The following is a 12,657-nucleotide window of genomic DNA, read 5'->3' as shown; positions in this document are numbered from 1 at the left end:
CCTCCTCGATCTGCTGGAGTTCCAGCCTAACCAGCGTGGCGATGCTGCATCCGAGGCGTTTGTGAGCCGATCGGCTGGGGAACATGCTCAGCATGTTGATCCGACGTGTCGCGCGACCCATGTTGTCTGCTGTGTTCATCGGCCGTGGAGTGGAGGCGCTCCGCAGCCCCAAACCCGCTGCTGACGCCGCCCGGCCGACCCTGGACGGACTGAGCAAGCTGCCCGAACCGGTCGGCCCCAACGTCCCGACCGATGCCGAGACCGTCGCCAAGATCACCGCGGCGGTCCAGATCGGTGGCGGTCTGCTGTTGGCCACCGGCAAGCTGCCCCGGCTGGCCTCGGCCGCACTGGCTCTCAGCGTCGTGCCGGGAAGCCTTGGCGGACACACCTTCTGGTCTGAGACGGACCCACAGCGCAAGGCCGACGAGCGGCGTGCCTTCCTCACCGACGTCAGCCTGATCGGCGGCCTGATCATCGCCGCGGTCGACACCGAGGGCAAGCCGTCACTGGGCTGGCGCGGTCGCCGGGCCGCGGCCAAGGTCACGGCCGCGCTGCCCGTCGGGGCGGCTGCCGGCGGCTCGCTGACCGACAGCGAGCTCGCCGACAAGTTGGGCCACGGTCTGCATGTCGGCGCCGAACGCGGTCAGGAGATCGCGAGCATCGCCGGCAAGCGCGGTGCGGAACTGGCCAAGATCGCCCGCGAGCGCGGCGCCGAACTCGCCGAGGTGGCCAGAGAACGCGGTGCGGAGTTCGCCGAGGTCGCCGGCAAACGCGGTGCGGAGCTCGCCGACGTCGCCGGTAAGCGCAGCGCGGAGCTCGCCGACGTCGCCGGTAAGCGCAGCGCGGTGTGGGCCGACGTGGCGCGCGAGCGTGGCTACGAGTTGGCCGAGGCGGCGCAGAAGCGTGCCCCCGAACTGGCCGACAACGCGTCGCGCCGGAGCGCCGAGCTCGCCGAGATCGCCCGGGCCCGGGCCGCCGAACTCGCCGAGACCACGCGCAAAGAAGCCAAGAAGCAGGCCAAGAAGGGTAAGAAGCAGGCCGACCGCCGACTGCGCTGATGTTGCGATCCGGGCGCGAAAAGCCCGGATCGCCCCTTCTCAGCGGTACATTCGTTCCACCCACTACGCGGTCAGGAGCGAATGCGATGACAACCGGTGACTATCCGCCTCAGCCGGGCCAACCCCCGTACGGACAACCTGAGTACGGTCAGCAGCCCCAGTACGGGCAACCGCAATACGGTCAACCGCAATATGGGCAATCTCCGTACGGCCAGCCGCAGTACGGGCAGCCGGGCGGCTATCCACCTCCGGGTGGTCAGCAGCCCGGCAGCCTGGGGCTGCGCTGGCTGGCCCGCTTGATCGACGGCATCATCGTCTTCCTGGTCAGCGGTCTGTTCTTCTTCGTCACCGACACCTGGGACGAATATCTGGTCACCGGCTTGTTCACCGGAGGCCTGTCATTCCTGTACTTCCTGGTCTTCGAGGTCACCCAGGGGTGGACGCCCGGCAAGAAGGTCCTGGGACTCAGCGTGCACGGCCCGGCCGGCGCGGCGAAGCCCACGCTCGCCCAGTCCGCGATCCGCAACGCGTTCACGCTTCTGCCGATCATCCCGATCATCGGCGGGCTGCTCGGTGTCGTGGCCATCGTGGTGATCGCGGTGACCATCAACGGCAGCCCGACCAAGCAGGGCAAGCACGATCAGCTCGCGGGCGGCACGCAGGTTCTCAAGGGCTGATCTAGCGGCTTGTCAGTCCGGATCCGGCGAGGTGAGTTCGACGTAGGCGTCGATGATCGCGTCGATGCTCTGGTCGACGTCGATGGTGACGCCGATCTCGTCGGGCGTGAGCGGTTCGAGTGTCGCGAACTGCGACGCCAACAGCGACGCCGGCATGAAGTGCCCGGGCCGACTCGCTTGCCGGCGGCCGATCACCTCCGGAGAGCCGAACAGATGCAGGAAGCCGACGTCGGGGCAGTGTTGCCGCAGCACGTCGCGGTATCGGCGTTTGAGCGCCGAACAGCTCATCACGCCGCCGTCGGGGTGGGCGGCGAGCCACTGCCCGATGCTCTCCAGCCACGGTTCGCGGTCCACGTCGTCCAGCGCGATGCCGGCGCTCATCTTGGCGATGTTGGCAGGGGGATGGAAATCGTCGGCGTCGGCGAAGGGCACTCGTAGGCGCTGCCCCAGGGCGGCGCCGACGGTGGATTTTCCGGACCCCGAGACACCCATGACTACCACTGGCGACGGCACCATCATGGCCTACCCTAACGTGGCCCGAGCCACACTTGGAGGGCTCTGACCCGCGCGTGGTTGACTGCGAGGGTGAGCAGACATCCACTGTTGGCCCGCCGCTTCTTCGATCGCTTCGAGCCCGTACACGCGGTCACCTACTTCGCGCCCGAGGCTCGTGCCGCGCTGGACGGACTCGGTTACCGGGGCTTCTGGATGGGGTATTTCGCGGCCCGGTCCGCTCCCCTGGGCCGGGTGCCCGCCGACGTCGTGACCGCGCTGTTCTACAACTTCGCCCCCGAACGGGTGGCCAAGGCGCTGCCGGCGGCGTGGGGTGCCGCGCCCCCCGACGCGGCGCTGCAGGTGCGGGAACGGTCGGCGACTGCCGCGCTCACCCGGTACGGCCTCACCGCGGACGGCGTCCGCACCGCCGCCGACCTGTTGGAGAAGGCCGCCTGCAGCCTGTCTGTCGACGGCCGCGCGCTGTTCGCCGCCAACCGGGCCCTGACGTGGCCGGACGAGCCGGTCGCCAAGCTGTGGCATGCGACCACCCTGCTGCGTGAACACCGCGGTGACGGGCATGTCGCCGTGCTGAGCACCGCCGGGTTGAGTGGGCGCGAATGCAACGTCCTGCACGCCGCGGCCGGGCGGGTTCCGCGCGAGATGATCATGCGTGGCCGGGACTACGACGATGCGCAGTGGGCCGCCGTCACCGGCCGGTTGGCCGAGCGCGGTCTGCTCGACGGCGACGGGGTCCTGACCGACGCCGGGCGCGCCCTCAAACAGCACATCGAGGACGCCACCGACGCGCTGGCGCTGGGCGCACTCGACGCGCTCGACGACGCGGAGGTCGAGGCGCTGTTCGCCGCGCTGACGCCCATCACCCGCGCGGTGGTCGCCGGCGGCGACGTGCCGGCTGCGACCCCGATGGGTCTGAGCCGGGACGATCTCGACGACGACAGCGCGCAGCTGAGGTGAGCGCCACCGCTCACTTCTCGAGCGGGTCGTGGCCCCAGTTCATCAGCGAGTATCGCCAGGCGGTGTCCTCGATGTCGCCCGAGGGTCGTTGCGCGAGATGGCGTTTCGCGTAACCGACCACCTTGCGCATGTGGGCGTAGTCGTCGTTGCCGAGGTCGGCCTTCTTCGCTTCGAGGATCTTCACGATGTGCCGGCCGCTGGCGTGGCCGGTGGCCTCGCCTCCGCCGGACTTCTGACCGACGGACTTCGACTCGTCACTGTCCAGCCACTTCTTGAGTTCCCCAGCGGTCATGTTGACGATGTCGGAGAACTCCGACCAGGTCTGCTGGTGGTCCTGGTCCTCCGGCGGGTGCTCGGCCATTCCTACTTCTTCTTCAAAGCGTCCGGCTTGTGCACCGCATCGCCACCGCTCTTGTCGCTGACGACCCGGTACTGCGGATCGTCCTTGGAAGCCTTGACTTTTCGGCCCGCCGCCTGCTTGTCGGAGGTTATCTTCTCCACCACCTCACCCTCGGCGGTGCTACCGTGACTCTGCCAGGTGACCTTGTCGCCCTTGCTGAATTCCTTGTCGCTCATGGAACGCGGATACCCCGCATCCGGCCGGTCACCGCGCGGGTCAAGGATCCGTAATGTTTCCCGGCGTCAGCGGGGGCCGTACATGATGAGCCCGACCCCGACCAGGCAGACCAGCGCACCGGTGACGTCCCAGCGATCGGGGCGGAAGCCGTCGGCGACCATGCCCCAGATCAGCGATCCGGCGATGAACACGCCGCCGTAGGCGGCCAGCACGCGGCCGAAGTTCGCGTCGGGCTGGAACGCCGCCACGAAGCCGTACGCCCCGAGCGCGAGCGCGCCCGCACCGATCCACAGCCAGCCGCGGTGTTCGCGCACGCCCTGCCACACCAGCCAGGCGCCGCCGATCTCGAGCAGGGCGGCGAGGGCGAACAGCGCGATCGACTTGGCCACCACCATCTAGTCGACCTGCCGGTTCCACTCCAGCCAGCCGACCCCGGTGCGGCCGTCGGCGGTGGTGATCCGGCCCCAGGCGCGGGGGAACTGGCTGACGCGGCCGTCCTCGGCGGTCAGCAGCACCGGGGCGTACCCACGGATGTCGACGTCGAGGGTCAATCCCGCGGGCGCCATCTGCAGCGACGTGGTGACCGGCAGACCGGTGTCGGCGAAGGTGGCCTCCGCGGTGACGGCGGACTGCTCGGCGAGCGGCCTCCCTGCCGGTTGCACGTAGCCCATACCGAACGGGGGCGCGCCCGGGATCCGCAGGTCGAGGCCGTGCAGGTGGGTGCCGTCGTCGAGATGCAGTGCGCTCCAGACCCATTCCATCGACCACCAGTCACGCACCCCCCAGGAGTGGTCGCGCTGCCCTGCGACGCCGTCGAGGGTGTGATCGCGGCCGTCGGCGCTGACCGAGCCCGACACGGTGCAGGCGATCTCGTACCGCGGGGTGATGCGGTACTGGTACGGAGAGCTCGCCGTGGTGAAGGTGAGGTCCATGGCAAGGTCGGCGGGTCGGCCCTCCTCGCCGCGCAGCAGCCCGGCCGGATCGTCGTAGGCCAGGGCGGTGCCGCGGACGGTGACCCGGTAGGTCTTGAGCGGTTCGACCGTCTGGAACGTCAGCCGGCCCCCTTCCGCGGCGACGTCGGAGATGTCGGTGGGCACCGGCGCCTCGAAGTCGACGAGGGCGATGGTGGGCATGTCCGGCCCGCACAGCAGCGCGTTGACCCAGGCCTTGCCTTGGTTCGGGTACAGGCCGAGCCGGACCCAGCCGCCGATGCCCTGGCGGTCGTCGGCGAAGTCGAAATACCAGCTCTCGTTCCACAGCTCGTCGTCGGTGGGATCGTGGCCACCCTCGTCGGCGGCCTCGGGCGAAAGCGGCTCGGGGACAGTCGGTTCGGGCAAGATGGCCAGCGCGTCGGTGTCCAGGACGTGTGCGCAGTGCCGGGCGAGCATCGTCATGAACAGCTCGTCGCCGCGGTCGGTGCGTTCGACCAGCATCGAGGAGATGATCGCCATCATGACGCCGAAGAAGCTCTGCCGGCGCACGCCGTCGCGGACGGTGTCCAGATCGACGGCGGTGTGCGCGGCGAGTTCCGTGTGATAGGCGCCCAGCAGGTCGTCGTAGTGCGCGCGCCGGTCGTCGCTCGGCAGTGCGCAGCCGAGGAAGTAGGCGACGTCAGTGAACGCGGGGCCCCAGGTGACCGTCTGCCAGTCGACGACCGTCAGCGGGCGGTCGGCGCCGGCCTGACCGAACAGCATGTTGTCGAGGCGGTAGTCGCCGTGGACCAGGCCGTCGGGGCGGTCCGCTGCCGCCTCCGCCTCCAGGTGGGCGTCGAAGCTCTCGACCAGTCGCTCGCACACGATCCGGTGCTCGGAGGCGATCCGGTCGGCGTAGCGTTCGCAGAACCCGGCCCACAGCTGAGCCAGCAGGGCCTGGCTCACCGGCGCCTCGCGGTTGAGCCAGTCGGCGTCGGCCAGCGTGCTGTTGCCGATCAGCGGCGCGTGGATGCGGCCGAGTTCGGACAGCGCCAGCCGCGCCTGGTCGACCGTGGCGCCGCGGATCTCGTCGCCGACCTCCGCGGGTGAGGCATCGCCGAGCAGCAATGTGAACACCCCGGTCTGGACGTCGAAGGCGGCGTGGTAGCAGGGGGCGACCGGCCCGGACAGCCGCGGGGCGACATCGGTGTAGAACCGCACTTCGCGTTCGTAGAGGCCGAGCGCGTGACCGGTCTGCCGGCTGGCGTCGTCGGTGGCCGCGACCTTGAGCACCACCGATTCTGGACCGCCTGCCGAGGAGTCGGCGTAGGTCAGCGTCACGCGGTAGCAGAGGCTCATTTGTCCGGTGCCGATCCGCTCGTACGCGAAGTCGGTGATCTCGCCCCGGCCTATCGCGGTGGTGAGCCAGGCGGCGGTGAGGTCGGCGGGCTGCTCGATGACGAGGTCTGCACTGTCGGACACGCCACGACCGTAGCAGTGGGCTGTGTCACAGATTTGACGGGTGTCAAAGCGCGCCGCAGTGTCAGTGGTGGGCGCTGGTCGACGGTGTGTGGCAGGTGTCCGGGGCAGCGGCGGCGACGTCGAGCGCCGGATTCCGGTCGAAGAACCCGAACGGTTTGAGCCAGAACGACACCACGTCGACCGGCATCACGGGCCAGTCCTCGGGGCGGGTGATGTGGTGGATGCCGAAGACGTACCAGAGCACCACGTCGGTGTTGTCGATCGAGCGGTTGGCCTTGGTCCACTCGCCCAGTCCGGCGTCGTCCGCGGACTGGTTGACGAACTCACCTGCGGGCCAACGTTCGTCAGGGCGGTTCGGCGTCACCCACAGCGTGTGGCCGATCACGTTGGCGCGCTGCAGCACCGGTGAGGAGGGGTCGAACATCGGCGGGATCGCCCCGGTGGGCACCAGCTTGTAGGACGGGTGGGTGCCCAGACCGTTGGTCACGTTGGTGTTCACCACCTTCCACGCCCGCTGGGTGGACCAGTCCACATCCTGTTTGCCCTCCTCTTCGGTGCGCAGCGGCACGTTGCGCTGCACCAGTGACAACCCGTAGGGGTTGTCGGGCCCGACCGGTTCGGCGAACGATTCCGACATCACGACGGTGTTGTCGGTGCCGTCGATGTCCAGGTCCAGGCGGGCGACGAGGAAGTGCTGGTGAAACGGTGCGTAGGTGCGTTCGTCGACCAGCGTGCCGTTGGGGTGCGGCGCGCCGGGCGGCAGCGGTGTGGTGACCATGATGCCGGTGGCGCGCACCTCGCATTCGATGTTGCCGTCCTGGTAGAGCCGCCAATAGACCAGGTATTCGTAGTTGGCGACGGTCACGTGGAACGACACCGTCAACCGGCGCATGCGGCGCACCTCGGCGCCTGCGTCGTGGTCGACGTGCTTCCACAGCACCGCGCCGTCCTCTTCGTGGATGCAGATCGCGTTGCCGATCGTGTACGCCTCGCCGCGGCTGTTGTGCAGCACGGCGTCCAGGTAGCGGATCTCACCGAGACAGTCGCAGCCGAGCTCCAGCGACGTCGTCATGAAGCCGAGCCCCCACTCGCCGATGTCGAAGGCGGTGCGCCGGTAGTGATCTTCGGACGAGTCGCGGTACGGCACAATCATTTCCGCGAATGACAGGCGGTGTGCCACCGATCGCTCGCGGTCCCCGTCGCGGTAGCGCAGCTGGTGCAGGGTCATCCCCTCGCGGTGGTTGAACCCGATACGCACCGACCAGTTCTGCCAGGTCAGCAGATTGCCGTCCAGGTCGAACGACGGACCGTCGGGCTGCACGATGTGCAGCGGTTTGAGCGGTGCGCGCCGCGATGCCGCACGGATGCGTTCCGGCACGTGCCGGGGCGCGTATTCGCCCATCACCGGCGGAATCTCGACCGCACCGCCGCGGAACGGACCGGAATCCTCGAGTGTCAGCAGGGTCATCGCGTTGAGGTCGACCACGCAGTGCAGACCGCTGATCAGGTGGGCGTACGGGTTCGCGCCCGGCGCGTCCCGGTGCCAGATGTCGGCCCAGCCGATCCGGCGGTCGCGGTACTGCGGCGGGGCGACGGCCGCGCCGTAGGTCCAGGTGTCGATGAAGATACTGTCCATGTCGTCGATGCCGCGGGCGGCCAGCGCGGCCACCACGTCGGGGTGCGCGCGCAGCATCTGGTCGCACTCGGTGAACTCGTCGACGGTGAAATTGGCCTGGACGCCGGGGATGTGGACGAACGATTCGGTGCGGTCGTCGGTCAGCGACACCTCGGCCCGGTAGGTGGCGTTGGCCGCCCGGTCGAGGCAGCGCACCATCGCGCGTCGCGGCGGGTGCGACCCGGTCCGGTCGTGGCCGGCCAGCGCCGCCTTGTCCGGTTCGATCAGCTCGATCGACGCGAAGCGCCAACCGTCGCCGACGCCGTGCTCGCGCCGCAGGATGGCCGCGACGGCGGCGAATTCATCGGCGGACAGCGGATCGAGAGGGTGCGCCACGCCGCTACGCAATCACATGACGGGCCGGCTCGCAGGCGATCCGGCGCTGCGGTCACGGCGAGGCGAGGGTGAAGCCCTCCCAGGCACGACGGCGGTCGGCGTGCGGGTCGTATTCCACGCGCGACGTGCGGTCGAAGACCAGCACCGCACGCGTGTCCTCGCTGTATCGCGGCCAGCCGTCGCCGGGGTCGCCGGTGCGGCTGAACGACCGCCAGCGGCGCTGCACATCCTTGCTCACCCGGCGCGCGGAGCGCCGGTCGGCGGCGGCGGTGAGCAGCGACCCGAACCGCGTCCGGTAGGTGTCGAACACCGCGAACAGTTCCGTGGCGTGGGTGGCGCCCAATCCGGTCCACTGCAGGGTGCGCGGTGCGTAGTCGTAGCGGTAGACCCAGGTCGGCGCGTGGCGGGAGTGCGCCTCGGCGATCTGCCAGGTCGCGGTACCGAACGCGAAGTCGCCGCCGAGCGTGACGCACGCCGCCGAGTTCGGATAGCCGGGGTAGGCGGTGGTGATCCGTTCCCGGCGCTCGGCGTCGGCGTCGGCGAGCAGCAGCTCGATCATCGACTCGTCCATCGGCAACAGCGGCAGGAACCGGGTGAACAAGCGGCCCTCGTCGGCGTTGTTGCCGACGATGAGCGGAACCCGGTGCGCGGTGCCGCGGCGCATCGCCTCCACGGGATCGACGGGCAGGTACTCGGTGCCGTAGGTCGGGCCGACCGGGAAGGACCCCGGAAGCTCTTCCTGACCGTTGCCGACCAACGCCTCGAGCGTCTTGCCCAGGTCCGACGATCGCGCGGACATCAAGGTGGCGGCGCCCTCGCCCGGTTCGGCGCCCAGCAGTTCGACGAACCGGGCCGCGAAGCGGGCGGCGGAGTCGGCCGACCGGATCATGCCGCTGGCCGGGCTCTCGGAGATGACCCGTGCGAACAGGCCGGCGGCCTGCGGGACGGCGAGCAGCGTGGCCACCGCGTGCGCCCCGGCGCTCTCGCCGAAGATCGTCACGTTGTCCGGATCGCCGCCGAAGACCGCGATGTTGTCCCGCACCCAGCGCAACGCCATGACGATGTCGCGCAGCATCAGGTTGTCCTCGATGGGATGCGTAGGCGTGGACAACGACGACATGTCCATGCAGCCCAGCGCCCCGAGCCGGTAGTTCACCGACACGTAGACGCAGCCACGCCGGGCCAGCGCCGCACCGTCGTAGATCGGGGTGGCCGAGCTGCCCATGAAGTACCCGCCGCCGTGCACGAAGAACATCACCGGCAGCGGTCCTGCCTGCGGCTTCTCCGGCGCGACGACGTTGAGGGTCAGGCAGTCCTCCCCCATCGGCTGATATTTTCCGACACCGAGCAGCGTGTAGCGCCGCGGCTGCGGCGCACAATTGCCGAATCCGTGGCAGTACCGCACGCCGCGCCACGGCTCCGCGGGCAGCGGCGCCCGGAAGCGCAACGGGCCCACCGGAGGCTGCGCATACGGGATCGACCGCCAGCGGTGCACCCCGTCGCGGGTGAAGCCCTCCAGCGTTCCCGTGCTGATGGTCGTACGGATGGTACGTTCGTGCATCTTTTGACGTTAGCGAACGCGGCCCCACTCCGTCGCGCCTGACCTCCCTCGGCGAGCCGGGCCGCTAGCCTGGCCCGCATGCGGATAGCCGTTCTCGTCGCGACCGCGGTGCTCGCGGCGGGGTGCTCGCAGGGGGTCGACGGCCAACCGGAACCGGAACCGTCACAGCAGTCCGCGGCCGCCGCGGCCCAGCCGACGGTGACCAGCTCCCCACCGGCGTCTCCGTCGCTGCCACCCGCCGCCGCGGCCCCGGTCGGCGAGGTGATCACCTGGATCGAAGCCGCCCCACCTGCCCCGGTCGACGGCTTCCGCTCGGTGAGCCGCGACGGCGCCGCAACGGATCTCGGCGACGGCGTCGCGTTCGTCACGCCGTCGGGCACCTCGAAGTGCGTGACCGACGGCCGGGCCGGCGGCGCGCTGACCTGCCTGGTGGACCTCAGCGATCCGCCGCCGCAGCCTGCCGACGTGTACGGCGAGTGGAAGGGCGGCTGGGTCGACTACCCCGGCCCCACCCTGACCGTGGGATCCGCACACGCCGATGCGGGTCCGTTCGCCGCCGGCTTCGGCGCCGAACTGCCCTACGGTCAGGCGCTGAACTTCGGCGACTATCGGTGCCGCGCCGATGAGGAGGGGTTGTTCTGTGTGAACTACGCGCACCGCTCCGCTGTCCGGCTCAGCAACACGGGCGTCGGCACCTTCGGCTGTCTACAGCCGGAGCCGACGCCCGCAGATGTCGGCGCCCGGTTCAGCTGCTGACCGCGCTCGGGTGTTGTCAGGCAACGCCTTTCTGCCGGAGGATCGGCAACACGCCCTCGGCGAACCAGTACGCCTCTTCGAGGTGGGGATAGCCCGACAGGATGAACTCGTCGAAGCCCACGGAGTGGTACTCGTAGATCAGGTTGGCGACCTCCTGATGGCTGCCGACCAGAGCCGTACCCGCCCCGCCGCGGACCAGACCCACCCCGGCCCACAGATTCGGATAGATCTCCAGACGGTCGAGGCGCCCACCGTGCAGCGCGGTCATCCGTCGCTGCCCCTCTGACTGTGACTTGGCATGCAGCGCAGTCGCTTCCGCGATCTGAGCGGGGTCCAGGCGCGCCACCAGCTCATCTGCGACCGCCCAGGCGGCCTCGGAGGTGTCGCGGCTGATGGTGTGCAACCGGATGCCGAAGCGCAGGTTTCGGCCGCGTTCGGCCGCCAGGGCCCGCACCCTGTCGATCTTCGCGGCCGCGTCCAGCGGGGGTTCGCCCCAGGTGAGGTAGGTGTCGGCGTACTGCGCGGCGATCGGCAGCGCGGCCGCTGACGAACCACCGAAGTAGATGCCCGGCAACGGATCCGGCGGGTCGGACACCCGGGCGTCGGAGACCCGGTAGTGCGCGCCGGTGAAGTCCACGGACTCCTCGCGCCACACCGAGTTCACGATGTGCAGGAATTCCCCGGTGCGGGCGTAGCGGTCGTCATGGTTGAGCCAGTCGCCGAAGCGGCGCTGTTCGGTGTCGTCACCGCCGCTGACGATGTTGAGCAGCACCCGGCCGCCGGAGAACCGCTGCAGGGTCGCCGCCTGCTGGGCGGCCAGCGTGGGCGGAACCAACCCGGGGCGGAATGCCACGAGGAACTTCAGCCGCTCGGTCTCGGACAGCAGTGCCGCCGAGGTGAGCCAGGCGTCTTCGCACCACGTGCCGGTCGGCGTGAGCACGCCCTCGTACCCCAGCCGGTCGGCGGCCCGGGCCACCTCCGCCAGATACCGGCGGGTGGGGGCCCGGTAGCCGTCCGGCTGAATCTGCTGGGACGACGCGTGGGAGGACCCGACGATCGAGCGACCGTCCCCGGCGGTGGGCAGGAACCAGAAAAACCGTGCGGGAGATGTCATGTCGTCCTCAGTTCCGGTCGAGGTAGAGCGGGGACAGCACGTCGCGGTAGCGCCGGTCGACCCACTGCGAGAAGTCGGGTGTCGCAGCGATCTGCTGGGATTCGGCGAACAGATCCGCCATCTCCTGCTCGCTGGCCACCAGGGAGTCCGACAGGTCGGCCGGCAGGCGCAGGCTGCGGCCCTGGGCCAGGGCGGCCACCTCCGGATCCAGCCCCACCTCGGCGGCGTACCGCTGCGCCCACTCGTCGCGGTTGTCGTGGGCCCACCGCACGGCCTCGGCATAACGGACCAGCAGATCGCTGAGGGCAGTGTTGCGTTTCGGGTCGGCGAGCGCCTCGTCGGACGCCACCCCGAAGCCTGCGCCGTTGGTCACACCCGTGGCGCGGGCGATGCTGCGCACCGGGAGTTCGGTCTCGGCCTGCGCGGTGTAGGGATCCCACACCGCCCAGGCGTCGACGCGACGCTGAGTGAACGCCGACAGCGCGTCGGCCGGCTGCAGGAACACCAGTTTCACGTCGGCCGGGGTCAACCCGTTGCGGTGGAGCTGCACCAGGATGTGGCCGTGCGCGGAGCTGCCCTTGGCCACGGCGACGCTCTTACCGCGCAGTTCGGCGACGGCCTGGATCGGCGCGTCGGCGTGTACCAGCACCTGATCGCCGAATCCTCCGCCGTCGTAGGCGGATACCACCTTCACCTTCGCGTTCGACGCGGCGCCGAAGATGGGCGGGGTGTTGCCGGTGATCGCGAAGTCGATCTTGCCCGCGGTGGCGGCCTCGATCTGCGGCGGGCCGGAGGTGAACGTGGAGAACTCCACGGCGTAGGGCAGATCCTGGAGTGCGCCCGCCGCGGTCAGCAGCGCCTGCGTACCGCCTTTCTGATCGCCGACGCGCAGCGTCAACCCCGCCAGATCCGACAGCGGTACGGTCTCGGGCGCTTCCTGCGTGCCGCCGGCCTCCTCGCGGGAGACGCAGCCGGCCAGCACCGTCATCGCGACGAGAGCGAACAGCAGTGTCCGGCGAATTCCGGGCATGGATGGTCCC

The 12,657-nt window shown here is 69.7% G+C and carries 13 protein-coding genes; 4 read left to right on the top strand and 9 right to left on the bottom strand.

From position 1 onward, the window contains the following. Positions 1 to 92: 92 nt before the first annotated feature. Together A5757_RS05955 and A5757_RS05950 are read left to right on the top strand one after the other, a co-directional pair. The gene (locus A5757_RS05955) at positions 93 to 1,058 is read left to right on the top strand and encodes a DoxX family protein (RefSeq protein ID WP_066830389.1); all 966 of its coding nucleotides are present in this window, start codon (positions 93 to 95) and stop codon (positions 1,056 to 1,058) included. Between the two features lie 86 nt (positions 1,059 to 1,144). Continuing rightward, on the top strand, positions 1,145 to 1,735 hold the full coding sequence (locus tag A5757_RS05950) for an RDD family protein (protein ID WP_066830046.1): 591 nt from the start codon (positions 1,145 to 1,147) through the stop codon (positions 1,733 to 1,735). A gap of 12 nt (positions 1,736 to 1,747) precedes the next feature. Here the strand turns inward: A5757_RS05950 and A5757_RS05945 are convergent, their stop codons facing one another. Then, on the bottom strand, positions 1,748 to 2,248 hold the full coding sequence (locus A5757_RS05945) for a gluconokinase (RefSeq protein WP_066830387.1): 501 nt from the start codon (positions 2,246 to 2,248) through the stop codon (positions 1,748 to 1,750). 72 nt (positions 2,249 to 2,320) lie between these two features. Here A5757_RS05945 and A5757_RS05940 point away from each other — a divergent pair, with 72 nt between their 5' ends. After that, positions 2,321 to 3,205 carry a hypothetical protein gene (locus A5757_RS05940; RefSeq protein ID WP_066830043.1) on the top strand — a complete coding sequence of 295 codons (885 nt, stop codon included), beginning with the start codon at positions 2,321 to 2,323 and terminating at the stop codon, positions 3,203 to 3,205. Between the two features lie 10 nt (positions 3,206 to 3,215). On the opposite strand, the gene A5757_RS05935 is transcribed toward A5757_RS05940, so the two are convergent. The 6 genes from A5757_RS05935 to A5757_RS05910 form a co-directional block, all read right to left on the bottom strand. Further along, the gene (locus A5757_RS05935) at positions 3,216 to 3,566 is read right to left on the bottom strand and encodes a DUF3140 domain-containing protein (protein ID WP_066830041.1); all 351 of its coding nucleotides are present in this window, start codon (positions 3,564 to 3,566) and stop codon (positions 3,216 to 3,218) included. Between the two features lie 2 nt (positions 3,567 to 3,568). Then, positions 3,569 to 3,781: a DUF2945 domain-containing protein gene (locus A5757_RS05930; protein WP_066830038.1), complete on the bottom strand. Its 213-nt coding sequence runs from the start codon at positions 3,779 to 3,781 to the stop codon at positions 3,569 to 3,571. A 66-nt stretch (positions 3,782 to 3,847) separates the two neighbouring features. Beyond that, positions 3,848 to 4,174, bottom strand: coding sequence for a YnfA family protein (locus tag A5757_RS05925; RefSeq protein ID WP_304440362.1), 327 nt, complete (start codon positions 4,172 to 4,174; stop codon positions 3,848 to 3,850). Between the two features lie 3 nt (positions 4,175 to 4,177). Next, a complete protein-coding gene (locus tag A5757_RS05920) occupies positions 4,178 to 6,175 on the bottom strand; it encodes a phosphotransferase (protein WP_066830030.1) in 1,998 nt (665 codons plus the stop codon). 61 nt (positions 6,176 to 6,236) lie between these two features. Beyond that, positions 6,237 to 8,186 carry a primary-amine oxidase gene (locus A5757_RS05915; protein WP_066830028.1) on the bottom strand — a complete coding sequence of 650 codons (1,950 nt, stop codon included), beginning with the start codon at positions 8,184 to 8,186 and terminating at the stop codon, positions 6,237 to 6,239. 52 nt (positions 8,187 to 8,238) lie between these two features. Further along, a complete protein-coding gene (locus tag A5757_RS05910) occupies positions 8,239 to 9,747 on the bottom strand; it encodes a carboxylesterase/lipase family protein (protein ID WP_066830027.1) in 1,509 nt (502 codons plus the stop codon). A gap of 78 nt (positions 9,748 to 9,825) precedes the next feature. Here A5757_RS05910 and A5757_RS05905 point away from each other — a divergent pair, with 78 nt between their 5' ends. Beyond that, positions 9,826 to 10,503, top strand: coding sequence for a hypothetical protein (locus A5757_RS05905; RefSeq protein WP_066830025.1), 678 nt, complete (start codon positions 9,826 to 9,828; stop codon positions 10,501 to 10,503). 16 nt (positions 10,504 to 10,519) lie between these two features. Here A5757_RS05905 and A5757_RS05900 read toward each other — a convergent pair whose 3' ends face one another. Beyond that, a complete protein-coding gene (locus A5757_RS05900; protein WP_066830024.1) occupies positions 10,520 to 11,617 on the bottom strand; it encodes an LLM class flavin-dependent oxidoreductase in 1,098 nt (365 codons plus the stop codon). A gap of 7 nt (positions 11,618 to 11,624) precedes the next feature. Next, positions 11,625 to 12,647: an ABC transporter substrate-binding protein gene (locus tag A5757_RS05895; RefSeq protein ID WP_066830021.1), complete on the bottom strand. Its 1,023-nt coding sequence runs from the start codon at positions 12,645 to 12,647 to the stop codon at positions 11,625 to 11,627. Positions 12,648 to 12,657 lie beyond the last annotated feature (10 nt).

Source organism: Mycobacterium sp. 852013-51886_SCH5428379 (genome assembly GCF_001665575.1).
Taxonomy (GTDB): Bacteria; Actinomycetota; Actinomycetes; order Mycobacteriales; family Mycobacteriaceae; genus Mycobacterium.
This window is presented reverse-complemented; position numbering and strand designations above follow the sequence as displayed.